26 protein-coding genes are annotated in these 25,702 nt (G+C 66.8%); 14 read left to right on the forward strand and 12 right to left on the reverse strand.

Going from position 1 to position 25,702, the window contains the following annotated elements; genetic code table 11:
- The first annotated feature begins 9 nt into the window (after positions 1 to 9).
- From WKW80_RS18650 to WKW80_RS18670, 5 genes are all read left to right on the forward strand, one after another.
- Positions 10 to 1,149, forward strand: a complete 1,140-nt coding sequence (locus tag WKW80_RS18650) for an extracellular catalytic domain type 1 short-chain-length polyhydroxyalkanoate depolymerase (protein ID WP_340365057.1) — start codon at positions 10 to 12, stop codon at positions 1,147 to 1,149.
- Between the two features lie 213 nt (positions 1,150 to 1,362).
- Positions 1,363 to 3,459: a DUF6600 domain-containing protein gene (locus WKW80_RS18655; protein ID WP_340365058.1), complete on the forward strand. Its 2,097-nt coding sequence runs from the start codon at positions 1,363 to 1,365 to the stop codon at positions 3,457 to 3,459.
- A gap of 54 nt (positions 3,460 to 3,513) precedes the next feature.
- Positions 3,514 to 4,884, forward strand: a complete 1,371-nt coding sequence (gene gorA, locus WKW80_RS18660; protein ID WP_340365059.1) for a glutathione-disulfide reductase — start codon at positions 3,514 to 3,516, stop codon at positions 4,882 to 4,884.
- Positions 4,885 to 4,913: 29 nt separating this feature from the next.
- Positions 4,914 to 5,327 carry a hypothetical protein gene (locus WKW80_RS18665; protein ID WP_340365060.1) on the forward strand — a complete coding sequence of 138 codons (414 nt, stop codon included), beginning with the start codon at positions 4,914 to 4,916 and terminating at the stop codon, positions 5,325 to 5,327.
- A gap of 24 nt (positions 5,328 to 5,351) precedes the next feature.
- Positions 5,352 to 6,869 (forward strand): AMP nucleosidase, encoded by a 1,518-nt coding sequence (locus WKW80_RS18670; RefSeq protein ID WP_340365061.1) that lies wholly within the window; start codon positions 5,352 to 5,354, stop codon positions 6,867 to 6,869.
- Positions 6,870 to 6,914: 45 nt separating this feature from the next.
- Here WKW80_RS18670 and WKW80_RS18675 read toward each other — a convergent pair whose 3' ends face one another.
- Together WKW80_RS18675 and WKW80_RS18680 are read right to left on the reverse strand one after the other, a co-directional pair.
- A complete protein-coding gene (locus WKW80_RS18675) occupies positions 6,915 to 7,223 on the reverse strand; it encodes a hypothetical protein (RefSeq protein ID WP_340365062.1) in 309 nt (102 codons plus the stop codon).
- A complete protein-coding gene (locus WKW80_RS18680; protein ID WP_340365063.1) occupies positions 7,220 to 8,494 on the reverse strand; it encodes a DEAD/DEAH box helicase in 1,275 nt (424 codons plus the stop codon). Before WKW80_RS18680 ends, WKW80_RS18675 begins: the two co-directional genes overlap by 4 nt.
- A gap of 12 nt (positions 8,495 to 8,506) precedes the next feature.
- On the opposite strand from WKW80_RS18680, the gene WKW80_RS18685 reads away from it, so the two are divergent.
- Together WKW80_RS18685 and WKW80_RS18690 are read left to right on the forward strand one after the other, a co-directional pair.
- Positions 8,507 to 8,875: a translation initiation factor Sui1 gene (locus WKW80_RS18685; RefSeq protein ID WP_340365064.1), complete on the forward strand. Its 369-nt coding sequence runs from the start codon at positions 8,507 to 8,509 to the stop codon at positions 8,873 to 8,875.
- A gap of 196 nt (positions 8,876 to 9,071) precedes the next feature.
- Entirely contained in the window at positions 9,072 to 9,284 is a 213-nt protein-coding gene (locus WKW80_RS18690) for a DUF3820 family protein (protein ID WP_340365065.1), read from the forward strand.
- 13 nt (positions 9,285 to 9,297) lie between these two features.
- On the opposite strand, the gene WKW80_RS18695 is transcribed toward WKW80_RS18690, so the two are convergent.
- Together WKW80_RS18695 and WKW80_RS18700 are read right to left on the reverse strand one after the other, a co-directional pair.
- Positions 9,298 to 11,277, reverse strand: coding sequence for a site-specific recombinase (locus tag WKW80_RS18695; protein ID WP_340365066.1), 1,980 nt, complete (start codon positions 11,275 to 11,277; stop codon positions 9,298 to 9,300).
- Entirely contained in the window at positions 11,274 to 11,996 is a 723-nt protein-coding gene (locus WKW80_RS18700) for an SIR2 family NAD-dependent protein deacylase (RefSeq protein ID WP_340365067.1), read from the reverse strand. Before WKW80_RS18700 ends, WKW80_RS18695 begins: the two co-directional genes overlap by 4 nt.
- 233 nt (positions 11,997 to 12,229) lie before the next feature.
- On the opposite strand from WKW80_RS18700, the gene WKW80_RS18705 reads away from it, so the two are divergent.
- Positions 12,230 to 13,942 carry an Hsp70 family protein gene (locus WKW80_RS18705; RefSeq protein WP_340365068.1) on the forward strand — a complete coding sequence of 571 codons (1,713 nt, stop codon included), beginning with the start codon at positions 12,230 to 12,232 and terminating at the stop codon, positions 13,940 to 13,942.
- Positions 13,943 to 13,944: 2 nt separating this feature from the next.
- The gene (locus tag WKW80_RS18710; RefSeq protein ID WP_340365069.1) at positions 13,945 to 14,949 is read left to right on the forward strand and encodes a J domain-containing protein; all 1,005 of its coding nucleotides are present in this window, start codon (positions 13,945 to 13,947) and stop codon (positions 14,947 to 14,949) included.
- Here WKW80_RS18710 and WKW80_RS18715 read toward each other — a convergent pair.
- The 4 genes from WKW80_RS18715 to WKW80_RS18730 all read right to left on the reverse strand — a co-directional run bounded on the left by WKW80_RS18715 (position 14,882) and on the right by WKW80_RS18730 (position 18,127).
- Positions 14,882 to 15,379: a hypothetical protein gene (locus tag WKW80_RS18715; RefSeq protein WP_340365070.1), complete on the reverse strand. Its 498-nt coding sequence runs from the start codon at positions 15,377 to 15,379 to the stop codon at positions 14,882 to 14,884. The two genes, WKW80_RS18710 and WKW80_RS18715, sit on opposite strands and share 68 nt — an antisense overlap.
- Entirely contained in the window at positions 15,376 to 16,641 is a 1,266-nt protein-coding gene (locus WKW80_RS18720) for a D-amino acid dehydrogenase (RefSeq protein WP_340365071.1), read from the reverse strand. The genes WKW80_RS18715 and WKW80_RS18720 overlap by 4 nt, the downstream gene beginning before the upstream one ends.
- A gap of 57 nt (positions 16,642 to 16,698) precedes the next feature.
- Complete coding sequence (locus WKW80_RS18725; RefSeq protein ID WP_340365072.1) at positions 16,699 to 17,070, reverse strand: hypothetical protein; 372 nt, start codon at positions 17,068 to 17,070, stop codon at positions 16,699 to 16,701.
- A 97-nt stretch (positions 17,071 to 17,167) separates the two neighbouring features.
- Complete coding sequence (locus WKW80_RS18730; RefSeq protein WP_340365073.1) at positions 17,168 to 18,127, reverse strand: pyridoxamine 5'-phosphate oxidase family protein; 960 nt, start codon at positions 18,125 to 18,127, stop codon at positions 17,168 to 17,170.
- Between the two features lie 110 nt (positions 18,128 to 18,237).
- Here WKW80_RS18730 and WKW80_RS18735 point away from each other — a divergent pair, with 110 nt between their 5' ends.
- The 4 genes from WKW80_RS18735 (at position 18,238) to WKW80_RS18750 (ending at position 21,913) form a co-directional block, all read left to right on the forward strand.
- Positions 18,238 to 19,128, forward strand: a complete 891-nt coding sequence (locus tag WKW80_RS18735; protein ID WP_340365074.1) for a LysR family transcriptional regulator — start codon at positions 18,238 to 18,240, stop codon at positions 19,126 to 19,128.
- A complete protein-coding gene (locus WKW80_RS18740; protein ID WP_340365075.1) occupies positions 19,128 to 20,105 on the forward strand; it encodes an ATP-binding cassette domain-containing protein in 978 nt (325 codons plus the stop codon). Before WKW80_RS18735 ends, WKW80_RS18740 begins: the two co-directional genes overlap by 1 nt.
- Positions 20,106 to 20,381: 276 nt before the next feature.
- Complete coding sequence (locus WKW80_RS18745) at positions 20,382 to 21,206, forward strand: ABC transporter permease (protein WP_340365076.1); 825 nt, start codon at positions 20,382 to 20,384, stop codon at positions 21,204 to 21,206.
- 2 nt (positions 21,207 to 21,208) lie between these two features.
- Positions 21,209 to 21,913: an aspartate/glutamate racemase family protein gene (locus WKW80_RS18750; protein ID WP_340365077.1), complete on the forward strand. Its 705-nt coding sequence runs from the start codon at positions 21,209 to 21,211 to the stop codon at positions 21,911 to 21,913.
- Between the two features lie 96 nt (positions 21,914 to 22,009).
- Here WKW80_RS18750 and WKW80_RS18755 read toward each other — a convergent pair whose 3' ends face one another.
- Both WKW80_RS18755 and WKW80_RS18760 read right to left on the reverse strand, forming a co-directional pair.
- Positions 22,010 to 22,669 (reverse strand): cupredoxin domain-containing protein, encoded by a 660-nt coding sequence (locus tag WKW80_RS18755; protein ID WP_340365078.1) that lies wholly within the window; start codon positions 22,667 to 22,669, stop codon positions 22,010 to 22,012.
- Between the two features lie 24 nt (positions 22,670 to 22,693).
- Entirely contained in the window at positions 22,694 to 23,068 is a 375-nt protein-coding gene (locus WKW80_RS18760) for a COG4315 family predicted lipoprotein (RefSeq protein WP_340365079.1), read from the reverse strand.
- Positions 23,069 to 23,194: 126 nt separating this feature from the next.
- Here WKW80_RS18760 and WKW80_RS18765 point away from each other — a divergent pair, with 126 nt between their 5' ends.
- Positions 23,195 to 23,899: a glutathione S-transferase N-terminal domain-containing protein gene (locus tag WKW80_RS18765; RefSeq protein WP_340365080.1), complete on the forward strand. Its 705-nt coding sequence runs from the start codon at positions 23,195 to 23,197 to the stop codon at positions 23,897 to 23,899.
- Here the strand turns inward: WKW80_RS18765 and WKW80_RS18770 are convergent.
- A complete protein-coding gene (locus tag WKW80_RS18770; RefSeq protein ID WP_340365081.1) occupies positions 23,868 to 24,083 on the reverse strand; it encodes a hypothetical protein in 216 nt (71 codons plus the stop codon). The genes WKW80_RS18765 and WKW80_RS18770 overlap by 32 nt on opposite strands.
- Positions 24,084 to 24,537: 454 nt before the next feature.
- Positions 24,538 to 25,569 carry an HTH-type transcriptional regulator GntR gene (gene gntR / locus WKW80_RS18775; protein ID WP_340365082.1) on the reverse strand — a complete coding sequence of 344 codons (1,032 nt, stop codon included), beginning with the start codon at positions 25,567 to 25,569 and terminating at the stop codon, positions 24,538 to 24,540.
- Between the last annotated feature and the right edge of the window lie 133 nt (positions 25,570 to 25,702).

Consider the following 25,702-nt stretch of genomic DNA (forward strand, 5'->3'; position numbering starts at 1 on the left):
AGGATCCCCATGAACCCCATCTTCCAGCGCCTGATGAACGAAGCTACCCGGCTGACGCGCAGCGGCAACCTCAAGGCGGCGACTGCGGCGATTCAGCGCGCGCTCCATCTGGGCAAGACGCGTAACGCCGATGCCGATCCGATGGCAGCGCAAACGCCGCCGGCTGCAGCGCCCGAGGGCGACGTCATCGAGGCCGAAGTCCGCGTGATCATCGACCCGCCCCCGTGGGCCGAGTTCACCTTCGTCGAGCCCGCGGAGGTTCTCGAGCCGGTGATCGTCGATGAGCCCGAGCCCGAGCAATGGACCGACGGCCGATTCGCCCACGGCGGGCGCACGCTGGCCTACAAGCTGTACCTGCCGCCACGCGTGGCCGGTTCGGCCGCGCCGATACCGCTCGTCCTGATGCTCCATGGCTGCACCCAGAACCCGGCTGATTTCGCCGCCGGCACGCGCATGAACAACCTGGCGCGCGCGCAAGGTCTTGCCGTGCTTTACCCGGCGCAGACTCACCAGGCCAACGCGCAGGGTTGCTGGAACTGGTTCAAGCCGCAACACCAGCAGCGCGGCCGGGGCGAGCCCGCGTTGCTTGCCGCCCTGACGCAATCCGTGATGTCCGACCACGCGATCAATCCGGCGCGGGTCTACGTCGCGGGGTTGTCGGCCGGTGGCGCGATGGCCGACATCCTCGCGCGCCGCTATCCTGAAATCTTTGCGGCGGTCGGCGTGCATTCGGGCCTGCCGACCGGGGCGGCCAGCGACCTGATGACGGCATTGGCCGCAATGCGCGGGAGCGCCGCAACGACGCCGCCTCATGAAGGCAAGATGCCGCCCGTGATCGTGTTTCATGGCGACGCCGATGCCACGGTGCATTCAAGCAACGGCGCGGCCGTCGTCAACGCGGCGCGCGCCGGGCTGGACGGCGCCCTCCATGCGCCACAGGTGACCGAAGGCCATTCCGCCAGCGGCCAGCGCTTCACCCGGACCGTCTACCCCTCTTCCAACGGCCAAGCCGCTGTCGAGCACTGGCTGCTCCACGGTGCCGGCCACGCGTGGGCCGGCGGCAGCCGCAGCGGGAGCTTTGCCGACCCCGACGGCGTCGATGCCAGCGCCGAAATGCTGCGCTTCTTCCTGGCACATCCGCGAGACTGAGCGCCAGCGCCAGCCCCAGCCCAGCTCGGCTGAGCCCGGCTCAGCTCAGCTCAGCTCAGCTCAGCGCAGCTCAGCGCAGCGCAGCGCAGCACAACCGCCCTACATCCTGTGACCCAATCCGGTACAGGTTGACACTTCTTTGCGCGCTGCCTGCCAGCCGAATGCGATGCTGGCGCGTTGATGCATGACGCCCCGCTGACTTGCGCCCCTCCAATGACTCTTTCTCACACTTCTTTCTCATCCCGCATCGCACGCTGGCTCGTCGCGCTAGCGCTGGCCTGCGTCGGCCTGCAAGCCTTGGCGCAGGACGACCCGCCGGGACGCGTGGCACGCCTCAATGCCCAGCAGGGCACCGTGAGCTTCTCGCCTGCTGGCGACGACAGTTGGTATGACGCCATCCCGAACCGGCCGTTGACCACCGGCGACCGGCTCTGGGCCGACCGCAACGCCCGCGCCGAACTCTTCGTCGGGTCGGCCGCGCTGCGACTCGACGGCAATACGGCCATCGAGTTCACCGAGGTCAACGACGAGGCCATCCGCATTACTGTCCAGCAGGGCAGCGCGCAGCTTCGGGTGCGCGACGACGTGAGCGGACAACGGGTCGAACTCGATACCGGCAACCTCGCCTTCGTGGTCCAGCAGCCCGGCGACTATCGCGTGCAGGCCGATCCTCAGGGCGACGTCACGCAAATCATGGTGGCCAGTGGCGCCGGCGTGGCCTACGGCGAGAACGGCGAGTCGATGCCCGTTCCGGCTCGCCAGCAGATCATGGTGACCGGCCGCAACCTGGCCAATGCCGGCAGCGCGCCGATGCCGCTGAACGAAGGATTCGAGCGCTGGGTGGCCGAACGCAACCGCGCTGAAGACGCATCGGTGTCAGCCCGCTATGTGTCGCGCGAGACCGTCGGCTACCAGCAACTGGACAGCTTTGGCGACTGGCAGAGCGACAGCGAGTACGGCCCGGTCTGGTATCCGCGCAACGTCGCCGCCGATTGGGCACCCTACAGCGATGGCAACTGGGTCAACGTCGCGCCTTGGGGCTGGACCTGGGTCGACAACGCCCCGTGGGGCTTCGCGCCGTTTCACTACGGGCGCTGGGCACAGGTGGGTTCGCGCTGGTGCTGGGTGCCGGGGCGGCAACAGGCGCGGCCGGTGTATTCGCCGGCGCTGGTCGGCTTCGTCGGCGGCGGACGGGGCGGAACGGCGCAGGTGCCCATCGGCGGCGGACGCAACGGCATCGGCTGGTTTCCGCTGGCGCCCGGCGAGGCCTGGCGGCCCGGTTACCGCGCCAGCCAGCGCTATGTGGAGCAGGCCAATCGCATGGCGCTTTACAGCCAGGCGCAGCAACGCAATGGCATCTATGCCAACCAGCGACAGCAAGGCGTGACCGTGGTGCCGGCGGACGTGTTCGGCCGCGGCCCGATCGGGCGGCGCGACCGCATCCGCATGCCCGACGCCGCCTTCGTTGGCGTGCCGGTGGCCAATTCGCCGCCAGTGGCGACGCACTTCGCACCGGGCATCGGCACTGCGCCCTCGGGCTTCATGGGCCAACCGGCTACGGCCATTCCGCCGCCGCAGTGGCAGCAGCGGAATCCGCAACAGGCCGCCTCCGCCTACCGGCAACAGCAGGAATGGCGCCAGCAGCAGGAGCTCCAGCGGCAGCAGCAAGGGCAACGGCCACAACGCGGCTTTGCGGGCACGACACCACAACAACAACAACAACAACAACAACAACAACAACAACAACAACAACAACAGCAACAGCAACAGCAACAGCAACAGCAGCAGGCCGTTCAACAACTGCAATTGCAGCAGTACCAGCAAGCGCTGCAGCAACAGCAAGCGGTGCGGCAACAGAATGAAATGCAACTGCGCGCAAACCAGAACCAGGCCGCGCAACAGCAACAGCAACAGCAACAGATCCAATTGCAGCAACAACAGGCGCTGCGCCAGCAACAAGAAGCGCAGCAGCGCAACGCGCAACTGCAGCAGATGCAACAGGCACAGCAGCAACAAGCGCTGCGGCAGCAGCAGGAAATGCAGCAGCGCGCCCTCCAGGCACAGGCGCAGCAACAGGCACTTGCACATCAGGCGGCGATGGCCCAGCAGGCGCAAGCCCTGCAGCAACAGCAGCAGGCGATGCAACAGCGCGCCCAGCAAATGCTGCAGCAACAGCAGGCCCAACAGCAAGCCGCGCAGCAGCAGCAGCAGCAGCAACATCGATCGCCCCAGGGCATCCCGGGCGAAATCCGAGACGGTCCGCGGCAGCACCGCTTCCCGCCGGGCCAGTCCGGCGGCGACGGCCCCTGAAGGCGCGCAACGGCGAATGCCGCTGCCGGCTAAAGTCGGCGGCGGAGGTTCCCGATGCGCACTTTTGACTTCGATCTCTTCGTGATCGGCGGGGGCAGCGGCGGTGTCCGCGCTGGCCGCATCGCAGCCGCCCGCGGCGCGCGGGTCGCACTGGCCGAGGTGGCCGAACTGGGCGGCACCTGCGTCAACGTCGGCTGCATTCCCAAGAAGCTCTACAGCTACGCGGCCGGCTATGCCGAATCGTTCCACGAGGCTGCGGGCTACGGCTGGAACGCCGGCGAGCCGGGCTTCGATTGGCAGGTGCTCAAGACGCGCCGCGCCGCCGAGATCACGCGCCTCAACAACACCTACCGCGCGTTGCTCGAAGGCCCCGGTGTCACCCTGCTTCAGGGCTGGGCCACGCTGGTCGACGCGCACACGGTCGAGGTCGATGGCAAGCGCTACACCGCAAAGTACCTGATCGTCGCGACCGGTGGCATGCCCTTCGTGCCGCATTTCGTCGGCCGCGAACACGTGGTGGTGTCGGACGCGATGTTCGACCTCGAGCCATTTCCCAAGCGCTTGCTGGTCGTCGGCGGCGGCTACATCGCCTGCGAGTTCGCTTCGATCTTCAACGGCCTCGGCGCGCAGGTCACGCTGCTGCAGCGCAAGACGCACATCCTCAGCGAGTTCGACGAAGACGTGCGGCAGTTTCTCGCGGCCGAGATGAAGAAGGCCGGCATCGACATCCGCTTCAACGCACAGATCAGTGCGATCCGCCGCGGCGCCGACGGGCTCGACGTAATGCTGGAACGCGGCACGCAGTTGCAGGCCGACGTGGTGCTCAGCGCCACCGGCCGCGTGGCCAACACGCAGGGCCTCGGGCTGGAGAACGCCGGCGTGGCGCTGGACGACAAGGGCGCCGTCGTGGTCGATGCGCAGTACCGCAGTTCGGTGCCGTCGATCTTCGCGCTGGGCGATGTCTCGACGCCCATGCAGCTCACGCCTGTGGCGCTGGCCGAGGCAATGGTGGTCGTCGACGCGCTGTTCCCCGATCCGAAGCAGGCCCGATCGCGCCGCAAGGTCGACTACGAATTCACGCCGACCGCCGTGTTCACCCATCCCAACGTCGGTACCTGCGGCTACACCGAAGCCGGTGCGCGGCAGAAGTTCGGCGAGGTGACGATCTACTCCAGCGAATTCAAGGCGCTGCGGCACACGCTCTCGGGCAGTTCCGAGCGCACGTTCATGAAGCTCATCGTCGATAAGAAAACCGATCGCGTGGTGGGCATCCACATGGTCGGCGCCGACGCCGGCGAGATCGTGCAGGGCTTTGCGGTGGCGATGCGCGCCGGCGCGACCAAGGCCTGCTTCGACAGCACCATCGGGATCCATCCCACGGCGGCGGAAGAATTCGTGACGATGCGGCAACCATCGCCGGGGTGAAGTCGCTTCCGGCAATGTCGGTGCAAACTATGAACAAAAGCCAGTTTGCATCCTTCATGACGATCGAAAAGAGAAACCTGTGTCTACACCCTCCTCGTCGGCGACTACGGGGCCCTGAACGAGCTACCTGTTGCAGGCCAATCGAGTCCACGATCGCGCAACGTGATCAAGCGCAGCGCGAGGTGGTCGAAGCAAGGCGCAAGGCAGACGAGGCGGTGCACCAGCGTGAACACGAGCGCGAGCAGGAAACCGCTCGGCTGGCGCAACTCGAACGCGACAAACCGCGGCTGCGGGAAAGCATGGAACTTGCAAGGCGCGAGATCGACGCGACGATTGCCGCGATTCGTGCCGGCACCAGTTGGCGGACCAGTTGGCGGACCAGTTGGCGGACCAGTTGGCGGATTACCGCGCCGCTGCGGCAAATCAAGCGCTGGATTGCCTGACACACCTGCATTGCACAATCAACCATGCCCTACATGCCCCCCTTTACCCCGCCCGCCCGCTTCAACGATGCAGCCGAGGCACTGGCCCGGGTGCGCGCCATCTACGACGAGGGCCTGGAACATCTGCGCGATGCAATGCAGCGCTTCGTCGCCGGCGCATCGCTGCCGGGGCGGATGCGCGCATGCTATCCGTTCGTGCGGGTGCACACGCACACGGTGTCGCGCCATACGCTGGCCGAGAACGCGGGCCTGAGCTATGGCTTCGTGGCCGGTCCCGGCCGTTATGAAACGACGCTGACGCGGCCCGATCTGTTCGCTCGGTACTACGCGGAGCAGTTCCGGCTGCTGCTGGAGAACCATCAGGTCGAGCTTGAAATCGGCACCAGCAGCCAGCCGATACCGATCCATTTCTCGTTCGTGGAAAACGACCATATCGAAGGCACGATGAGCGCGGAGCGCCGCGCCCTGATGCGCGACGTGTTCGACCTGCCCGACCTGGGCGCGATGGACGACGGCATTGCCAACGGCACGCACGAAGCGCGCGGCGGCGAGCCGCAACCGCTGGCGCTGTTTACCGGCGCGCGGGTGGACTATTCGCTGCACCGTCTGCGCCACTACACGGGCACGGCGCCGGAGTGGTTCCAGAATTTCGTGCTGTTCACCAACTACCAGTTCTACATCGACGAGTTCGTGCGGCTGGGGCACGAGGCGATGATGGACGAGAACAGCGAATACATCGCGTTCATCGAGCCGGGCAATGTGGTGACACGGCGGCGCGGACTGCCTGCCGGCGCCGCGGGTGCATACAGCGAATTGCTCGACGGCACCCAGGGCACGCCGCCACCGCGTCTGCCGCAGATGCCGGCGTACCACCTGGTGCGGGAGGACCACAGCGGCATCTCGATGGTGAACATCGGCGTGGGGCCGGCCAATGCGAAGACGATCACCGACCACATCGCGGTGCTGCGCCCCCACGCGTGGATGATGCTGGGTCACTGCGCGGGCCTGCGCAATGCGCAGCAACTCGGCGACTATGTGCTGGCGCACGCCTATGTGCGCGAGGACCATGTGCTGGACGAGGAACTGCCGTTGTGGGTGCCGATACCGGCGTTGTCGGAGATTCAGCTCGCGCTGGAAAGAGCGGTGGCCGAAGTGACAGGCTTCCACGGGCCCGAGCTCAAGACGATCATGCGCACGGGCACCGTCGCCAGTACGGACAACCGCAACTGGGAACTGCTGCCGGACAACCGGCCGCAACGGCGCTTCAGCCAGAGCCGTGCGGTGGCGCTCGACATGGAGAGCGCAACCATCGCGGCGAACGGGTTTCGATTCCGGGTGCCCTACGGCACGCTGCTGTGCGTCAGCGACAAGCCGCTGCATGGTGAGATCAAGTTGCCCGGCATGGCGAACCATTTCTATCGCGAGCGGGTGGAACAGCACTTGCGCATCGGCATGGCTGCCATCGAGATCTTGCGGCGCGAAGGGACGAGCCGGCTGCACAGCCGGAAGCTGCGCAGCTTCGCGGAGGTGGCGTTCCAGTAGCTTTTCGTCGAGGCGCTGGCGGCAGGCTTTGCTTCGCCAACGTCATCAAGTCGTTGGTTCGAAACGCTCGCGGAACGCGTCGCAGAACATCGCCGTTCCGCTGATCGATAAGCTGAAGCAGCGGCGAGGCACCCCGCCTTGCTCGTCCGTGACGCTGACGTCGCAGTCCCATTCGCTGCCTTCTTCCACCGGCCCGCGCTGGCCTGGAAACGTCGCCTCGGCCCAGGCCAGGACGCTGGCGATCTCGGCCTCCACCTCGGTCGCGTTCTTGAGTTCGACCGACGCCATTGCATCGAACACACCGGTCTCGTCCGAACCTTCGCTGTAGTCGAAGTCAAGCCATCGCAAGCTCATGACTTGCCGGCCGCCGCGCGTGCCGCGGCTTCTCGCAACTTGTCTTTCCTGCTCGGCCGCTTGCCCTTGATGCCGCCGTTCGGCGACTGCGCACCGGGTGCGGTCATGGTCGTTGCGGCTGCAGCGACCTCGACAGGCTCGAAGCCCACGACGCGCTCGCGCGGCACGCTCAAGCCCTGGCGCTTTTCGATGAGACGGAAGTGCGCCTCGCTGCCTGCCGGGATGAAACTGACCGCCAGGCCGCTTTCACCCGCGCGGCCGGTGCGGCCGATGCGGTGCACGTAGTCGGTGGCCGAACGCGGCAGGTCGAAGTTCACCACCACCGGCAACTGGGCAATGTCGATACCGCGTGCCGCGAGGTCGGTCGCCACGACGACCTGCACGCGGCTGGCCTTGAAGTCGGCGACGACTTGCGTGCGCTTGCCCTGGCTCAGCATGCCGTGGAAAGGCTCGGCTTCGATGCCGGCCTTGCGCAGCTTGTCGGCGACGATTTCGGCGGCATGCTTGGTCGCGACGAATGCGAGGACGCGGGTCCACTTCTGTTCCTGCACGAGATGGCGCAGCAGTTGCGTGCGGCGGCCGGTGTCGACTTCGATGGCGCGCTGGGCGATGTCGGGCACCGTCGTTTCGGTGGCCTCGACTTCGATGCGCAAGGGGTCGTGCAGCAACCGGGCCGCGAGCGCTTCGACCGCGGGCACGAAGGTGGCCGAGAAGAACAGGTTCTGTCGTTGAACGGGCAACAGCGCGAGGATGCGCCCGAGTTCTTCGGCAAAGCCCAGGTCGAGCAGGCGGTCGGCCTCATCGAGGACCAGAGCCGACACGTTGGTGATCTTCAGCGCATTGTGGTCGAGCAGGTCGATCAGGCGGCCGGGCGTGGCAACCACGATGTCGGCGCCGCCGCGCAGCGCCATCATCTGCGGGTTGACGGAGACGCCGCCGAACACGACGGCGATCTTCGGGCGCTCATGCAGGTGCTGGCCGAGGATGCGCAACGTTTCGCCTACCTGCGCCGCGAGTTCGCGGGTGGGCACCAGCACCAGGGTGTGGACGGTGCGGCGTGACCGGTGCCGCGGCGCCTCGGCCCAGCGCTGCAGCAAGGGCAGCGAAAATGCGGCCGTCTTGCCGGAGCCGGTTTGCGCCAGGCCCAGCACGTCCTGCCCGCGCAGGATGGCCGGGATGGCGGTGCCCTGGATCTGCGTCGGTGCGAGGTAGCCCGCGTCGGTGGCAGCATGCGAGAGAGCGGGCGCAAGGCCGAGTGATGGAAATGGCATGAAGGGCTATGAATGACGATGAACAAATCGGGCAGCGGGAGCCGCCTGGTGTACTCCACCGAGACCGGCCGGGTCTGCCCCGGGTGCGGCCAGCCGGTCGCGGCCTGCACGTGCAAACTGAAGACGGCAATTCCCGTCACTGACGGCATTGTGCGTGTGTCGCTCGACACCAAGGGCCGCAAGGGCAAGGGCGTGACCGTGGTCAAGGGCGTGGCGCTCGACACGGCGGCGCTCGCACTGCTCGGCAAGCAACTCAAGGCGGCATGCGGATCGGGCGGCACGACCAAGGACGGCGTGATCGAAATCCAGGGCGACCATCGCGACGCCGTGATCGCGGCGCTGCAGAAGCAGGGCATGACGGTCAAGCGCGCAGGCGGATAGATGAAGCTCGCCTCCAGGCTCCGCGCCGCTCCGTGTCGCTCCTCCCACCCCTGTCGGGCGCCACACCAGCCTGTGCGTGATTCAGGGTCAGGGCGCGATCACGCCGGCCCGATTTCCTCCGCACGCGCCCCGGACGAAAGCGCCTCGGACATAGGCGCCCCGGACACCAACAACCCGCAACGGGGGAAAAACTGACATGGCCCCCGAGGACTTGGAGAAACTCGTCTCGATGCCAATGCCTTTCGGCAAGCACAAGGGCGTCGTCATCGCCGACCTGCCCGGCAACTACCTCACCTGGTTCGCGCGCGAAGGGTTTCCCAAGGGCGAGATCGGCCGGCTTCTCCAGTTGATGCACGAGATCGACCACAACGGGCTGAAGGGCTTGCTGGCGCCGTTGCGCAGGCGATAGACCTGCGCAAGCTTCATTCCGGCAGCAGGAAGCTCATCGGCCGCGTCCGCAACCGCGCGCCAATCGCGGCCCGTATGCGCGCCCTGTCTACGCGACTCACGTTGTGGGCGCGCAGCGCCAGCCTGAACGCGCAGAAGAAGCTGACGCCGACGTTCAGCAGGCCGATCACCGGAATCGCGGCCACGCTCCACCACAACAGCGACGACTTCAGCACTTCCGGCCCGATGGTCGCGGCGGCCACGGCGATCTGGCCGGTGGAAAGCGTGACATGCGGCGTTTCGAGGGGCACGCCGAAGAAGGCCATGGTGACCGGCACCAGGCCCATCATCATCCCGAGCGAAATATTCGCGGCCAGTCCCGAGATGTGAGCGCGCAGGAACCTGGCCCAGCGCTGCGCCCGCGCCACGCCGAGCATGGCCGTGATACGCGGGTTGTAGCGAATGGCCGAGTCGATGCGGTGCAGCACGAAGAAGTTCTCCGTCCATCCGGCCACCAGGCTGCTCGCAAACAACACCACGCCGGTGGCCGCAGCCATCGGCACCAGCGTGCCGTAGATCCGCAGCGAATGCAGGATCTCGTGCGCGTGGTGCTCGTCGATCACCTGCACGCCGAAGACCCGCGCCAGCAGCACATGCAGCAGCAGCGCGGTGGGCGCGACCAGGAACACGTTGCCCACCACGGCGGCGACCTGCGAGCGCACGAGATTCGCCACCTCGTCCACGAAGGAATCGATGGCGCCCGCGGAGTCCAGGTCCTTGAGCCTGGCGGCCATGGCCGGCGCCGTCATGGCCGGCTGCTTGGTGGCCAGCGTCGCATGCGCGAACTGGATGACGATGAAGCTCAGCGCATAGAGAACGCCCACGCCGAAGCCGGTCCAGAACGCCGTCAGCGCCAGCGCCAGCGCAAGCCACCCGAACTTGAGCATCACCGTGAAGGCGGTGATGAAGCCGCCGCCGGCGGCCGACAGGAGCATGCCGCGGTATTCGGGCCGGTTGCGTGTGATGTAGTGTTCGCCGACTTCCGCACTGCGCTCGGCGACCTTGGCGGCCAGCAGCGAGGAGCTGTTCGAGATCAGATTCCGGATGCTGCTGGGCTCGCCGCCGGCGGCGACGAGGCGCGCCAGCAGATGCGCGATGGCGCGTTGGTGCTGGTCCGACAGCAGGCAGTCGAGCAGGTCGCGAATGCGCACGAGGCGCGCGCGCAGTTGGCGCAACTTGAACACCAGTCCGACCGAGATGCCGTTGTCGTCGAGGTGCGCGTACACGGAACCGGCAGCGGCGCGGCAAGCCTCGAGCCGGTTGCGCAACGCGATGAACGCCGCCTGCAGCGCCTCGGGATTGCGTGGCTGGCGGACGACTTCCTCGCGCAGCGCGTCCAGGTCGGGCATCAGCGCGTGGAAGGACTCGCTCGCGCGCACCGACTCGCTCATGCCTGCCCGCAACTCGGCTGAAAAGCCGGTTGCGACCACCTGGCTGGCGCAGAAGGTGACGGCATCGAGGATGCGGTGCTGCCACCGCGGCGCACCGTCGATCAGGTCTTGCGGTGCCAACTTGCCGATGCGGCCCAGCAGGCCGATGTCAAGCTGTTGGATCCACGCGGCGTCCGATTCCTCCGGCAACGCCAGCCGCATGAGGCTGGAGGCATCGGTGGTCTCGGGTGTTCCCGGCAGCAGCTTGCGGCGCAGGCGCTCGACCAGCTCGCTCAGGAATGCGCCGCGCGTCGGGATTCCGTGCTCGGCCAGCAGCGAGGTCAGGTCGACCGTGCGCCCGAAAACGAGCCACCATTCGCGCAAGCGCTCGTAGATTTCCGGCCGCGCCTCCACGGCGTCGAGGAACTGTTCCACGCGCTCCGTGGCCGCCGTCGGCGATGAGGCATCGCCGCGAATCCAGCTGAAAACGTCGAGCATCCAGATGTGGCGCTGGGCCAGGCTGGCCTGCGGATCGAGCCGGTGAAGGAGGGTGTCGAGGTCGTTGGTAGATGCGCTCCCGGTCATGCTGGCTGGCCCTGCGATGCACGCGCGGCCTCTTCCAGCCAGCGGGCCACCACCTGCGGCACGCATTCGGTCGCTTTCCCGCGCAGCCAGTCGAAGCCATCGGGCGGGCTGTCGAGCTCGAATGCCACGACCACCTTGTCGGCCGAGGCCGCCGCGGCATGCACCAGCGAAGCGGCCGGAAAGACCGACAGCGACGTGCCCACCACCAACAGGCGCCCGGCTTCGGCAATGTGCGCTTTCGATTCCTCGAAATGCTGGACGGACTCGCCGAACCAGACAATGTCCGGCCGGAGCTGGCTGCCCTTTGCGCAGAGTTGGCCCATCTGGATCGGCTCGGCGCCGACGCGTTGGCGCAGCCCGCTGTGCTCGCCCCTGGCATACGCCAGTTCACCATGCACGTGCACCACGCGCGCGGAGCCGGCGCGCTCATGCAGGTCGTCCACGTTCTGCGTCACGACGACCACTTCGAAGAACTGTTGCAGTGCCGCAATGGCGCGGTGGGCCGCGTTCGGCTGGGCCGCGGCGGCAAGGTGGCGACGTTCGTTGTAGAAGGCCTGCACCACTTCGGGATGCTTGCGCCAGCCCTCGGGGCTGGCCACCTCCTCCCACGCGTATTGCCGCCAGAGGCCCCCCGAGTCGCGAAAAGTCGGCAAGCCGCTCTCGGCGCTCACCCCGGAGCCCGAGAAAACGACGATCTTGCGCGGGTTGAGGCTGGCCATGATTTCCTTTGCTTCCTGTGGTGGACGGGAGCATATCGGGAGACTCGGACCGCCCGCCAGCGACCGGCAGATAAAGTTCCGTGTCCGCCGGAGACCCGGAATCGCCCCCTTGCGGCCACCGTCCGGGCGGGACTGAATGCCACGTTTTTCGCTTGCTTCCACACTTTCGGCTAGGTACGGAATTCGCAGCTCTCCCCTACGATCGATGGCATGACGCATTTGGGGACGGATGGATGATCGTCGGCATCGACCTCGGTACAACCAACAGCCTGGTGGCTGCGTGGCGCCATGGCCAGTCCGTCCTGATCCCGAACAGCCTGGGCGAAGTGCTGACACCGTCCTGCATCAGCATCGACGAGGACGGCACCGTGCTGGTCGGCCGCGCCGCCCGCGAACGGCTGCAGACCCATCCCGAGCGCACGGCCGCCGTCTTCAAGCGCTACATGGGCAGCGACAGGACGCTGCGCCTGGGCCAGCACGACTTTCGCCCCGAGGAGCTTTCGGCGCTGGTGCTCAAGTCGCTCAAGGCCGATGCCGAGGCGGTGCTGGGCGAGCCGGTCACCGAGGCGGTCATCACCGTACCGGCCTACTTCTCCGATGCGCAACGCAAGGCCACGCGGGCCGCCGGCCAACTCGCTGGCCTGCGCGTCGATCGGTTGCTGAACGAGCCGACCGCCGCGGCGCTGGCCTATGGCATGCACCGGATGGGCACCGAGACGCGCTTCCTGGTGTTCGACCTGGGCGGCGGCACCTTCGACGTGTCCATCCTCGAACTGTTCGAGGGCGTGATGGAAGTGCGCGCCTCGGCCGGCGACAACTTCCTCGGCGGCGAGGACTTCGTCAACTGCCTGGTCGACCTGTTCTTCGAGCGCAAGGCGCTGCCGGGGTCGCTGCGCAAGGATGCGCTGTTCATGCAGAGAATGGCCGGGCAGGCCGAAGCCGCCAAGTGCGAGCTCAGCGGCCGGGCCAGGACGTCGATGTCCGTGCGGGTGGACGAGGAAACGCTCACGCTGGCACTCGACGAGCCCATGCTGGAGCAAGCCAGCGCGGCGCTGCTCAAGCGCCTGCGCACGCCGGTCGAGCGCGCCCTGCGGGATGCCAACCTGCGCGGCGGCCAACTCGACAACGTGGTGCTGGCGGGCGGCGCCACGCGCATGCCGATGATCCGGCGGCTGGTCGCCTCGATGTTCGGCCGCTTGCCGGCCATCGACTTCAATCCCGACGAAGTGGTGGCGCTGGGCGCCGCGGTCCAGGCCGGCCTGAAGGCAAGGGACGCAGCGCTGAAGGAAGTGGTGATGACCGACGTGTCGCCTTATTCCCTGGGCGTCGAGATCAGCCGGCGGCTGTCCGGGACCATTGCCGTGCACGGCCACTTCGACCCGATCATCGAGCGCAACACGCCGGTGCCGGTGAGCCGCGTGAAGACCTACCTGCCGGCGACCCGCGGCCAGCAGTTTGTCGACCTGAACATCTTCCAGGGCGAAGCGCGCATGGTGAAGGAAAACGTTCACCTGGGTCGCCTGCGCGTCGAAATGCCGCGCGGCGCAATGGACGATGCCGGCGTCGAGGTGCGCTTTACCTACGACGTCAACGGCCTGCTGCAGGTCGAGGCCACGCTGCGCAAGACGCGGCAGACATCGAGCCTGGTGATCGAAGGCAACCCCGGCCTGCTGACCGAACGGGAGATTGCCGAGCGTCTTCGAGCGCTGTGCGAACTGAAGATCCACCCGCGCGACACGCTTGAAAACCGCACGCTGATGGCACGCGCCGAGCGCGTCTACCAGCAGCTTCGCGGCGAGGTGCGCGAATGGCTGGGCGTGCAGATCACGACCTTCGAGCATGCGCTGGCCGGCCAGCAGCAGCGCGCCATCGCATTGATGCAGCGGCAGCTCGAAGACCACCTGAACCGCATCGAGCGCGACGGGTACATCATGGACACCGACTGACCATGGCGGCACAGCAACGCCCCGAGGGCGAAACCCCTTCCTTCCTCCAGGTGCTGGGCTTGGACAACGATGCCAGCGCGCGCGAGATCCGGCGCGCCTATGCGCGGCAACTCAAGCGAATCGAGCCTGCCTTGCAGCCCGAGGCATTTCAGGAGTTGCGCGAGGCCTACGAGTTCGCGTTGCACTGGGTCGCCGAAGACATTCAGCCCGACCGCAACGATGACCCGGCCACGCCCGCGAGCATGCGGCAATCGCTGCGTGCGGGCTCGCAGGCGACCGCGCGTGCCATGCTGGACGAATTCAGGCAATCGATCAGCGGCCAGCCACCCCGGGACACCGAAGATGCGCGGCTGCGGCTGCGGGCCGCGCTGGACGATCCGCGCCTGCAGGACGTGGACGCGCGTTTCGCCTTCGAAGGCGGCATCGCCAACCTGCTCGCGGACGGATGGCGGCCGGGGCACCAGCATTTGTTCGGCCCGTCCATCCTCTGCTTCGAATGGCACACCGACCGGCCGCGCCTGAAGGCCTACGGGCACGCGGGCGCCATCATCGACAAGGCCGTCGGCGAACTCGAGATTCACCAGACCCAACCGGCCGCGCAGCGAGAGGAGCAGCGCGACGTGATCCGCGACCTGCGCAGGGACAGCCCTCCGAAGCGGGGCGAGTCGACCCACAGCATCGAGTTCATGCAGGAGGTCATTGCGAGCTACCCGAACTGGCTTCACGTGGTGACGAACACTGCGAGCATGGCGCAGTGGCATGAGGATGGCGTCGCGGCATCGCGCCGCTCGCGCGCCGACGCTGCCCACAAGTTCAGGAAAGCGGCGAGCGTCTTCGTGATGTGGTTGCTGGTACTGCTGGTGGCGGCGGTCCTCGGCTGGGCGCTGCTGTCGGAGGCCGAGGTGGTGCCGCATCACGCGGGCGCGTCCTCGCCCGGCGCTATATCGGCGCCAGTTCAAACTGCAGCACCGCACGCTTCATCAGTGCCGTCGCTGCGAGTTCGCTGACGTCGACCGGCCGGCCGACGAAGGCAATGCGGAGGTAGGGCACCGGCATCGGAACGGCGCGGAATGCACGCAGGAGGATTTGTGCGGCCAGTGCGCTGTCGGGTCCGCCCACCGCGAGATTGACGGGCTCGACCGCCCCCCGCGCCATGACTTGAGCCAGGTCCGACACCATCGGTGAAGAGGCGGCAAGCAGAGCGGCGGTCGCTTCGGGCGACATCGAGGGCGTGCCGTCGGCAGGCTTGGCGGGCGCCGGCACCCAGACCGTCAGCATCTGGTCGCTCATCTTCATTTCGGGGCCGAGCGAGTGGTAGCCGATCCGGGCCACCAGTTCCGGCGTCATCTGCGGCGGCGCGCTGGCACAGGCCCCGAGCAGGCCGGCGGCCGCCACTGCCAACATGGCGAGCGTCAACTGGAAATCACTTCGTCTCATCGATAGGCTCCCGCGTAACGGTCGATGGTGAGTCCGTTCATGTCGATGGCCGGCTTGCGGCCGGAGATCACGTCGGCCATCACGCGGCCAGTGCCGGCGGCCATGGTCCAGCCGAGCGTGCCGTGGCCTGTGGCCAGGTACAGGTTGGGCAGGCGCGTGGCGCCGATGACCGGCGTGCCGTCTGGGGTCATGGGGCGCAGCCCGCACCAGAATTCGGCGCGGCGCGCGTCGCCGCCGCGAGGAAACAGGTCGGTGACGACATGCTCCAGCGTGTCGCGTCGCGCCTGGTGCAGCTTGAGCGTATAGCCGGCCAACTCGGCCGTGCCGCCCACGCGGATGCGGTCGCCCAATCGGGTGACGGCGACCTTGTGTGTTTCGTCCATGACGGTGGACTCGGGTGCGCCGGTGGCGTCGGTGATGGGCACGGTGATCGAATAGCCCTTGACCGGGTACACCGGAATGCGGATGCGCAGCGGCGCCAGCAGCAGCGGCGAATAGCTGCCCAGCGCCACCAGGTACGCGTCGGCCTTGAGGGTGCCGACATCGGTCACGACGCCGTCGACCTGCTGCGCCGCGAACCTGAGCCGCTGGATGCGCGTGCCGTAGCGGAACTGCACGCCCTGCATCACCGCCATCGCTGCCAGGTTCTGGGTGAACTTGAAGCAGTCGCCGGTTTCGTCACCCGGCAACAGCAAGCCGCCCGCGAACTTGTCGCGCACGCCGGCCAGCGCGGGCTCCTGGCGAACGCAGCCATCGCGGTCGAGCAATTCGAATTGAACGCCCGAGCGCTTCAGCACGGCGATGTCGGCGCCGGTGTGGTCGAGCTGCGCCTGCGTGCGAAAGAGTTGCAGCGTGCCCTGGGTGCGCTGGTCGTACTGGATGCCGGTCTGATCGCGCAACTCCTCCAGGCATTTGCGGCTGTATTCGGCGAGCCGCACCATGCGCCCCTTGTTGACCTCATAGCGCGCGGCGGTGCAATTGCGCAACATCGACATGCCCCAGCGCACCATGCCCAAGTCCAAGTGCGGCCGCACCACCAGTGGTCGATGGTGCATCAGCAACCACTTGATGGCCTTGACCGGCACGCCCGGTCCGGCCCATGGCGCCGAATAGCCGGGTGAAACCTCGCCCGCATTGCCGTAGCTGGTCTCGAGCGCGGCCGCCGGCTGGCGGTCGACCACCGTCACTTCGTGCCCCGCGACCGCGAGTTGGTACGCCGCGGTCACGCCGATGACGCCGCTGCCGAGAACAACAACCTTCATGCTTCGGACTCCGATGCGCGCCGGAGCGCGGTGGGGGCAGTGTAGGGGCCATCATCTTCAGGCCGCGCGCCATCGCTCAAAATCGCTCGGCCGCAAGCGGTAGCGGGCCATGTTGCCTTCGTGCAGACTCAGGGCCTCCGTTTCTGCCCGTTCAATGACGCGAGAACGGTCTGCTTCGGGCATCGCGCGCTCCGCCCGCTCATGAATTTGGGCGATGGCCTGTTGCTTGTTCATCGCCGCACGCACGAGCGCAGCCACCGTGTCGGAGAGCAGGTCACGGTAGCGCAGTCGGAAAGGGTCAGGCTCGCCGATGGATTGGCGCACGGCCGAATAGCGCGCGCACGAAGGGCGGTATGCCCAGGCAAATACGTCCCGCAGCGGTTCGATTCGCCTCAGTTGATAGACGGCGAGCGTTGTGTTTTGCGACATCGAAACGAAAATCGCGCCATTATTGGGGCGCGATTCAGGAATTGCGACATTGAAAACCGGACTCCTGTCGCAATGTCGCGATTTGGCGTCGTTTGGCTCACCGACCCAGCGGCAGGGACACGGGTTCACTCCAGCGCAGAGGAAGTCCGGACGGCAGGCGCTGCATTTGCGCAACCTGCATCCACAGCAGGCGTTGCGCCCCTTCATGGGCAGCAACTTCAGGTCCGTCCTGCACGATGCCGACCGTCACCGCCACATGAAGCAGGTCGCCCGTTTCGTAATCGATGAAGAGCAAGCCGGCGCGCGGATTCACGAGCAGGTTGCCAAGCGTGTTGAAGAAGAAGTTGCCGAGATAGTCCGGCGCGACGAGCGTACGGTCGTCGACAACCTGCACGAAGCCGCGCGGCCCGCCGCGATGCGACACGTCGACGCCATGTGCGCTGGCGCCGTCGCCCGATTGCGCAGCGGAATGCGCTGTGGCGATGAAGAAGGTATCGGCCTGCGCGATGAAGCGCATCGCATTTTCATCGAGCCGATCGCCGCGCTCGGCCTCCGCCGCCCGGCCCCGCGGCGCGACAAACACCGCCTCGCGCGTCCGGATGTATTTGGGGCAATTGCCGAAGCTTTGCCGGACGTTTACCGAGAACCCATCAGGCCCCACCCGGCCGACCATGCCATTGACCCGGTTGCGGCGGCGCGTGTGCGGCTCGATGCCGAGCAGGCCGATCGAAGCGCCAGCGGTGAGCGCAGCCGCAGCCGGGTCGTTGGGCAGTGGCAGCGCCGCGATGTCCAGGTGCCTGTCATCCGGCGACTGCACGAATCCCGGTGGCGCGGCCAGCACCGATGCCCAGGGCTGCCCCTGCGCATCGACCAGCCCGATGACCATGAATGGCAACTGCGCGAAGAAGCTGCGGTGCTGCTCGGGCATCGCCGGGCGGATCACCCGCGAGCCGACTTCCTCGAGCTTGGCGCGCGATCCGGTGTACGCCTGCAATGCCTTCTCGCCTTCATGGAACGGGGCGGTGGGATCGGCGCGCGATAGAGCGGTGGTGGTCATCGTGGGCACCTTGCCTTGAAGTGGGTTTGCGGCCATTGTTCTTTCTTTCGATTGCAGAATGAATCCCTCTGCTTGCACTGCACTCCTCCACTAATCGGTTTAATGCAGGAATGGACCGCCTCAAAGCCATGCAGACTTTCGTGCAGATCGCCGAACAGGGCAGCCTGACAGGCGCAGCCCGCGCGCTCGACAGCTCATTGCCGGCGGTGGTTCGCTCGCTGGCCGCCCTCGAAGCGCACCTTGGCGTGCGCCTGTTCCATCGCACCACGCGGCGCAACGCCTTGACCGAGGAAGGCCGGCACTACCTGCAAAGCGCACGCGAGGTGCTGGCCGCCGCCGACGCGGCCGACAACGCACTCGCGCGCGAAGCCGGCGAGCCGGCCGGCCATCTGACCGTGACCGCGCCGGTGATGTTCGGCCACATGTATGTGTCGCCTGCGGTCCTGCGCTTCCTGCAGCGCTACGAGAAGATCCGCTGCAGCGTGCTGCTGCGGGACCGCCAGGTCGACCTGCTCGAGGAAGGCATCGACGTCGGCATCCGAATCAGCGAATTGGAAGATTCGTCGCTGGTCGCGCAGACGCTGGGCTCGATCCGCCGCGTGATCGTCGCCAGCCCCGCATATCTGAAGCAGCATGGCGTGCCGACGCATCCGGGTGCGCTGCGGGACGCGGAATGCGTGCGCGTCCAGCCGTCCCCGGTCGATCGCTGGATGTTCCGGGAGGGCGGCAAGCCATTCAGCGTGCAGACCACGGGCCGAGTCGAGTTCAATCACGTCGCACCGGCCGTGGAGGCCTGCGCGGCCGGCATGGGCTTCGGCGCATTCTTCTCGTACCAGGTGCTCCCGCATGTGGCGCAGGACCGCCTTCAGATCGTGCTGCAGGACTTCGAGCCGCCGGCGCGGCCGGTAAGCCTGATCTATCCGCATGCACGCCTGATGCCCGCGCGAACGCGCGCCTTTGTCGACTGGATGAAGCGCGAGTTCAGCGGGTTCGCACTGTGATGGCGGCGCGTGGCCTCGCCGACAATTCGCCAGTGACTTCCCCCGCGCTGTTTCATGTGTCGCAACTCAGCAAGCGCTACGGCGACACCACCGTGGTCAGCGACCTGTCGTTCGACATCGCGCCGGGCGAATGCCTGGGCGTGATCGGGCCGAACGGCGCCGGCAAGACCACGACGATCCGCATGTGCCTCGGCCTGACCCTGCCCGACGCAGGCCACATCGCCTATCGCAACGGCCACGACGAACCGCTGCAGATGCCGCGCGATGCGCTGGCCATCAAGTCGCAGATTGGCGTGGTCACGCAGTTCGACACGCTCGACCCCGACTTCAGCTGTGCCGAGAACCTCGTGGTCTACGGCCGCTACTTCGGTTTTTCGAAGGCGCAGATCGTGCCGCGCATCCCGGAATTGCTGGAGTTCGCGGCGCTGTCGCACAAGGCCGATGCCAAGCCCGGCGAACTGTCGGGCGGCATGCGGCGCCGGCTTTCGCTGGCGCGCGCGCTGGTGAACGACCCCAAGCTGTTGTTGCTCGACGAGCCCACCACCGGTCTCGACCCGCAGGCGCGGCACCTGATGTGGGAGCGACTGCAGGTGCTGTTGCAGCAGGGCAAGTCGATCCTGCTGACGACGCACTTCATGGACGAGGCCGAGCGCCTGTGTTCGCGTCTGATCGTGCTCGACCATGGCCGCAAGATCGCGGAAGGCAAGCCGCGCGACCTGATCGCCGAGCACCTGGAGCCCGACGTGGTCGAGGTTTACGGCAACGGCGCACTCGGGCTGGCCGGGCAGCCCGAACTGAAGGCGCTGGCGGCGCGAGTGGAGGTCAGCGGCGAGACTGTGTTTTTCTATACCCAGGATGCGCGCGGGCTGCTGCAGGCGCTGTCGGCGCACGCGGGCTTGCGCACTTTCCATCGACCTGCCAATCTGGAAGACTTGTTCCTCAAATTGACCGGAAGGCAGATTCGTGAAGACGGCTGACTGTTGCTCGCCCCCAGGCTGCGCGCACTTCGTGCGCTCCTCCTACCCCCTGCCGGGGGCAACACCAGCGGCCCGGAAGGCTTGTTGCTCGCCCCCAGGCTGCGCGCACTTCGTGCGCTCCTCCCACCCCCTGCCGGGGGCAACACCAGCGGCCCGGAAGGCTTGTTGCTCACCCCCAGGCTATGCGCACTTCGTGCACTCCTCCTACCCCCTGCCGGGGGCAACACCAGCGGCCCGGCAAAGCCGGTTCCGCGGTGTTCCACGAAAGGGAAAGTGATGTCGTCATCGACGTTGGCCATTGAACGTGGCCCCTCCATCTGGCGCGCGCCTGCGATGTCGATGCGGTGGTGGCCGGTGTTTCTGCGCAACCTGCTGGTGTGGCGCAAGCTCGCGATTCCCAGCCTGATCGGCAACATCGCCGAGCCGCTGATCTGGCTCGTGGCCTTCGGCTACGGCATGGGCATGCTGGTGGGCGAGGTGAACGTGGGCGACACGAAAGTGCCCTATATCCTGTTCCTGGCCAGCGGGTCGATCTGCATGAGCGCGATGAACGCGGCCTCGTTCGAGGCGCTCTATTCCGCCTTCTCGCGCATGCACGTGCAGAAGACCTGGGACGGCATCATGAACGCGCCGGTGGGCCTGGACGACATCGTGCTGGCCGAGATGCTGTGGGCCGCGTTCAAGTCGATCTTCACCGTGACGGCCATCCTGTTGGTGATGCTGGGCCTCGGCATCAGCCACAGTCCGAAGCTCATCCTGGCCTGGGCGGTACTGGTCGGGACGGGCATTACCTTCTCGTCGATCGCGCTGATCTTCAACGCGCTGGCCAAGGGCTACGACTTCTTCACCTACTACTTCACGCTGTTCCTCACGCCGATGATGTTCCTGAGCGGCGTGTTCTTTCCGCTGGAGCAGTTGCCCGGCGTGGTGCGCGCGGTGGCGGCATGGCTGCCGCTGACCAACGCGGTGTTGCTGGTGCGGCCGTTGTTCATGGACCAGTGGCCGAGCGACTGGGCATTGCACGCGACGGTGCTTGTGGCCTATACGTTGGCCGCGTTCTGGCTGGCGCTGGGGCTGACGCGCAAGCGGTTCAGGGCATAGCGATGGCCACGCCCCTGCATATCGGCATCGTCGGCTGCTCGGCCGAAGGCGCAGCCCTTTGCTACAAGACGATCTGCGTGGAAGGCGCCTGGCTGCTCGGCCCGCATGCGCATCCCGAGGTGTCGATGAACACGGCCTCGCTCGCCGACTACGTCAAGTATCTTGAGCGCGGCGATATGCAGGGCGTGGCCGGATTGATGCTGGCCTCGGCCCACAAGCTGGCGCGGGCCGGCGTCGACTTCCTGGTCTGCCCCGACAACACCATCCACCAGGCGCTCCCGCTGGTCGTGCCGACTTCCCCGCTGCCGTGGCTGCACATCGCGGAAGTCGTCGCGGCAGAGGCGCAGCGCCGCGGATTCCAGCGGCTCGGCCTGCTCGGCACGCGCTGGCTGGTCGACAGCAACGTCTATCCCGAGAAGCTGACGGCGCGCGGAATGCAGTACGTGCGCCCGACCGCGACGGAGCGCGACGACAGCAATCACATCATCATGGACGAGCTGGTGCGCGGCTTGTTCAAGCCAGCATCCGTGGCGCGCTACCAGCGGGTGATCCGGCGATTGATGGAAGACGACGGGTGCGATGCCGTCGTGCTCGGCTGCACCGAGATCCCGCTGATCATCGACGACAGCAACTCGGCTCTGCCCACGCTCGATTCAACGCGCCTGCTTGCACGGGCGGCATTGCGTCGGGCGGTGGGGACTTCCTGACCGGCACACCCAGAGCCAGATCCTAGAGCCAGATCCTAGAGCCAGAGCCAGAGCCAGAGCCAGAGCCAGAGCCAGAGCCAGAGCCAGAGCCAGATCCTAGAGCCGCCGGCCGCGCGGCACCACGCTGAGCTGCATCGTCGCCGTGGCCGGTGCCGCTGTCAGCGTGGTCTGCTGGGGCGTGATGTCGATGAGCTGGTCCGCATGCCAGACCTTGATGATGGCAGCGCCCTCGGGCACGTCGAGCGTGGCCACGCCTTCCGCGTTGGTCAGCGAGGCCCAGGGCGAATCGCTCACGTACACATAGCCGCGCATCGAGTTGTGCAGGTGGCAGCCGAGCAGCACCGCGCCGGTTTGGTCGAACACGGCGTCGGCGGATTTCGCGGTCTTGCCCTCCTGCTTTCCGTCGATGCGAAGCTCGAAGCCGCCGGGAACATCGGCGTTGAACTGCGCGACGCCGGCCGCGGAGGCACGTACGTGATGTTCCCAGGGGTCGTTGTTGACGAAGTGCGCTTTCGCGCCGACCGCCACGACGCTGACCACCGGCACGAACCGCATGTTCTGCTGGCTGATGACCACATCCTTTGGCAGCGCCGCGGACGTCGTGGAGCGCCCCGCGCTGACCACGACGACGACCGCATTGGTGACGGGTTTGCCTTCCTTGTCGAGCACGCTGACCTGCAGCGAGGTGTTGGCCGCCGAACAGGCGGCAACGGCGAGCAATGCCGCGGCGACGAGGCCGCGTGTCCTGATCTTCATGGGGCGCCTGGAGGAAGTGCCGGATCAGGCCGGGATGATGTGCCAGACCTTCAGGTAGTTGTCGCCGTACTTGTCGCCGGGCTCCTGGTCCTCGGGCCAGGTGTAGAGCGGCTTGCCGCGAAAGGCCCACTGCTTCTTGCCGTCGTCGCGGGTGATGATCGAATAGTCTCCGCCCGGCCGGGCCCCGTCCGCGGCAATCACAGGCGGCCACTTCACCGCGCAATCACCGTTGCAAGCCGACTTGCCTGAATTCGCCACGTCCTTGTCGAAAGTGTAGAGCGTCAGGCCCTTGGCATTGACGAGCAACCCGCCCGCGGCCTTCACCGGCAGTTTGTTCGGCGCCGTCGCGCAACCGGCGAGAACGGCAAGACTCAAGGCAACGCTGACAACCAGTTTCATGAAGCTTCCTCGATTTGGAGTGTTGATGACGGGCGCCAGAGTACACATTTAGATACATTTGAGGGGGGGTGGTCCACAAATTTTTCACGGGCAGCGACGAAACCGCGTCGCGGACAGAATCGGGTGATGACCGATCTATCTTCTTTCCCCATCACGAACAAATGGCCGGCTGCGCACCCCGGTCGGCTCCAGTTGTATTCGCTGCCAACCCCCAATGGCGTCAAGGTTTCGATCATGCTGGAGGAGACCGGGCTGCCTTACGAGGTGCATCTGGTCGACTTCGGCAAGCATGACCAGACAACGCCGGAGTTCCTGTCGATCAGTCCGAACAACAAGATTCCGGCGATCCTCGACCCGAACGGGCCCGGCGGCAAGCCGCTGGCGCTGTTCGAGTCCGGCGCCATCCTGGTCTACCTGGCGAGCAAGACCGGCCAACTCATGCCGAAGGATGACGCCGGCCGCTACGAGACGCTCCAGTGGCTGATGTTCCAGATGGGCGGCATCGGCCCGATGTTCGGCCAGGTCGGCTTCTTCCACAAATTCGCCGGCAAGGACTACGAGGACAAGCGTCCGCGCGACCGCTACGTGGCCGAGGCGAAACGGCTGCTCGCCGTGCTCGACAAGCACCTGGAAGGCCGCGAATGGATCATGGGCGACCAGTACACCATCGCCGACATTGCGAGCTTTCCGTGGATTCGCAACCTGATCGGCTTCTACGGGGCTGGCGAGTTGGTGGGTTTCCAGGTTTTTGCGAACGTGGCTCGCGCGCTGGCAGCTTTCGTGGCGCGGCCGGCCGTGATCAGGGGGCTGGGGATTCCTGCGCGCGGATGACCCTTTCCGCGATCCACTTCGCAAAACCGCGCTCGGCCTGCAACCTGAATTCGTTGCGCGCCTGATTGCAGGCCGCGTGCGCCAGCCGGCGGTGCTGCTGCTTGCGCACGCTGCCGAGCGTCGAGTCGTTCAGATGTTCGATGGTCGCGGACTCGGGCCGGCCATGCGGCTCGTCGAAATCCATCGGCAGCTTGCACCAGTGGCAGTTGGGACCGAAGGTGGATCGAAGGGCTTGGACGCTCATGGCCGTGACTGTAGCTCGCGGTTCAAGTCAGTTTTCCACCACGCTGTCGCGCTATCCGCAACGCATGAAACCAGGACGAGCACGGCGAAGCCCGTTCGTGGGCACCCGGGGAACCGGCTTCGCAGGGCCCCCGGGTGCGCCCCCTTGAGGAGTCTTGAGAGGGAGGCGCCGCAGGCGCTACGGTGGAGGGCTCATCCCGGTCTGTTCGCGGGCGCCCGCGGAACCGGCTTTGCCGGGCCGGTGGGTGCGCCCCCCGAGAGGGAGGCGCCGCAGGCGCTTCGGGGGAGGGCTCGTCCCGGTCTGTTCGTGGGCACCCGCGGAACCGGCTTTGCCGGGCCGGTGGGTGCGCCCCCTTGAGGGGGAGGCGCCGCAGGCGCATCGAGGGTGTCTGATTTCAAGTGCTCTCGCGCACCACGAGTTCGAATCCCAGGTCGACCGTGTTCTCGGTCACCTCGTCGCCACGCATCAAGGCGGCCAGCATCAGGGTGGCGCGCGTGCCGATCTCTGCGCGAGGCGTGCGCACCGTGGTCAGCGTCGGCAGCATCTGGTCGCTGCCGTCGAGGTCGTTGAATCCAGCGATGGCCACGCGTTGCGGCACCTCGATCTTGTGGCGCAGCGCGGCGAGCAGCCCTCCCTGCGCCAGGTCGTCGTTGCAGAAGAAGATGGCGTCGACGTCCGGCTGCCGCGCCAGCAGCGCCTCGAACTGCCTGGCGCCCAGCGCGATCGACGTGGGCGACGGGTCCAGCACCTCGAGCGCGGGGTCGTAACGGCCCGCATCGGCGAGCGCCTGCCGGTAGCCCTGCAGGCGCTGCATCACGCGCGGGTCGAGCTGGCCGGCCACATAGGCAATGCGCTGGCGGCCACGCTGAAGCAGGTGCCGGGTGATGGCGCGGGCGGCCTGGTGCTGCGACAGGCCCACGCTGTAGATGCCGGGGATGGGCGTCGTCTCCATGACGTGCACGCAGGGCACGCCGCTGTCCTCGATCATCCGGCGCGCCGCGTCGCTGCGGTCGAACCCCGTGACGATGAGGCCGGCCGGACGCTGCGAAAGGTAGCTGCGCAGCAATGCCTCTTCCTGCGCCGCCTGGTAGTGCGTCACACCGATCAGCGTCTGGAAACCCATCGGCATCAGCGTGCCCTGCACCGCTTCCAGCAGTTCCACGAAGAGCGCGTTGGTCAGCGATGGCACCAGCACCGCGACATGCGAGCTGCGCGATGACGCCAGCGCGCGCGCGGCGACATCGGGCACATAGCCCAGCCTGGCGACGGCCTCGTGCACGCGCGCACTCAGTTCGGGCGCGACGTTGCGCGCGCCGCGCAGCGTGCGCGACACAGTGATCGGACTGACGCCGGAGACGCGCGCCACGTCGTCGAGCGTCACGCGGCCGGACGACCGGCCGCGGCGGGGGATGGGAAGCTCGCTCATCGTATTAGGGTTTACGCCATATAAGTCTGGACAGCGCTGTCCTAGGATAGCGCTGTCCCAGTTGGTCCTTCGTACACCGTTCGTACGCCGGGACAAAGGATAGCGCTATCCAAGCGCCTATTGCAATTCACCC

This window comes from Variovorax humicola, from assembly GCF_037889915.1.
Lineage (GTDB): Bacteria > Pseudomonadota > Gammaproteobacteria > Burkholderiales > Burkholderiaceae_C > Variovorax > Variovorax humicola.

Bases quoted from the DNA above. Each gene is read 5' to 3' on its own strand.
- WKW80_RS18680 (WP_340365063.1), bottom strand. From the start codon at position 8,494: ATGCCATTTCCATCACTCGGCCTTGCGCCCGCTCTCTCGCATGCTGCC.
- WKW80_RS18750 (WP_340365077.1), top strand. From the start codon at position 21,209: ATGGCCACGCCCCTGCATATCGGCATCGTCGGCTGCTCGGCCGAAGGC.
- WKW80_RS18760 (WP_340365079.1), bottom strand. From the start codon at position 23,068: ATGAAACTGGTTGTCAGCGTTGCCTTGAGTCTTGCCGTTCTCGCCGGT.
- WKW80_RS18740 (WP_340365075.1), top strand. From the start codon at position 19,128: ATGGCGGCGCGTGGCCTCGCCGACAATTCGCCAGTGACTTCCCCCGCG.
- WKW80_RS18725 (WP_340365072.1), bottom strand. From the start codon at position 17,070: ATGTCGCAAAACACAACGCTCGCCGTCTATCAACTGAGGCGAATCGAA.
- WKW80_RS18670 (WP_340365061.1), top strand. From the start codon at position 5,352: ATGCCCTACATGCCCCCCTTTACCCCGCCCGCCCGCTTCAACGATGCA.
- WKW80_RS18755 (WP_340365078.1), bottom strand. From the start codon at position 22,669: ATGAAGATCAGGACACGCGGCCTCGTCGCCGCGGCATTGCTCGCCGTT.
- WKW80_RS18720 (WP_340365071.1), bottom strand. From the start codon at position 16,641: ATGAAGGTTGTTGTTCTCGGCAGCGGCGTCATCGGCGTGACCGCGGCG.
- gorA (WP_340365059.1), top strand. From the start codon at position 3,514: ATGCGCACTTTTGACTTCGATCTCTTCGTGATCGGCGGGGGCAGCGGC.
- WKW80_RS18710 (WP_340365069.1), top strand. From the start codon at position 13,945: ATGGCGGCACAGCAACGCCCCGAGGGCGAAACCCCTTCCTTCCTCCAG.
- WKW80_RS18695 (WP_340365066.1), bottom strand. From the start codon at position 11,277: ATGACCGGGAGCGCATCTACCAACGACCTCGACACCCTCCTTCACCGG.
- WKW80_RS18690 (WP_340365065.1), top strand. From the start codon at position 9,072: ATGGCCCCCGAGGACTTGGAGAAACTCGTCTCGATGCCAATGCCTTTC.
- WKW80_RS18650 (WP_340365057.1), top strand. From the start codon at position 10: ATGAACCCCATCTTCCAGCGCCTGATGAACGAAGCTACCCGGCTGACG.
- WKW80_RS18715 (WP_340365070.1), bottom strand. From the start codon at position 15,379: ATGAGACGAAGTGATTTCCAGTTGACGCTCGCCATGTTGGCAGTGGCG.
- WKW80_RS18655 (WP_340365058.1), top strand. From the start codon at position 1,363: ATGACTCTTTCTCACACTTCTTTCTCATCCCGCATCGCACGCTGGCTC.
- WKW80_RS18705 (WP_340365068.1), top strand. From the start codon at position 12,230: ATGATCGTCGGCATCGACCTCGGTACAACCAACAGCCTGGTGGCTGCG.
- WKW80_RS18700 (WP_340365067.1), bottom strand. From the start codon at position 11,996: ATGGCCAGCCTCAACCCGCGCAAGATCGTCGTTTTCTCGGGCTCCGGG.
- WKW80_RS18745 (WP_340365076.1), top strand. From the start codon at position 20,382: ATGTCGTCATCGACGTTGGCCATTGAACGTGGCCCCTCCATCTGGCGC.
- WKW80_RS18765 (WP_340365080.1), top strand. From the start codon at position 23,195: ATGACCGATCTATCTTCTTTCCCCATCACGAACAAATGGCCGGCTGCG.
- WKW80_RS18685 (WP_340365064.1), top strand. From the start codon at position 8,507: ATGACGATGAACAAATCGGGCAGCGGGAGCCGCCTGGTGTACTCCACC.
- WKW80_RS18735 (WP_340365074.1), top strand. From the start codon at position 18,238: ATGGACCGCCTCAAAGCCATGCAGACTTTCGTGCAGATCGCCGAACAG.
- WKW80_RS18730 (WP_340365073.1), bottom strand. From the start codon at position 18,127: ATGACCACCACCGCTCTATCGCGCGCCGATCCCACCGCCCCGTTCCAT.
- WKW80_RS18665 (WP_340365060.1), top strand. From the start codon at position 4,914: ATGAACAAAAGCCAGTTTGCATCCTTCATGACGATCGAAAAGAGAAAC.
- gntR (WP_340365082.1), bottom strand. From the start codon at position 25,569: ATGAGCGAGCTTCCCATCCCCCGCCGCGGCCGGTCGTCCGGCCGCGTG.
- WKW80_RS18770 (WP_340365081.1), bottom strand. From the start codon at position 24,083: ATGGATTTCGACGAGCCGCATGGCCGGCCCGAGTCCGCGACCATCGAA.
- WKW80_RS18675 (WP_340365062.1), bottom strand. From the start codon at position 7,223: ATGAGCTTGCGATGGCTTGACTTCGACTACAGCGAAGGTTCGGACGAG.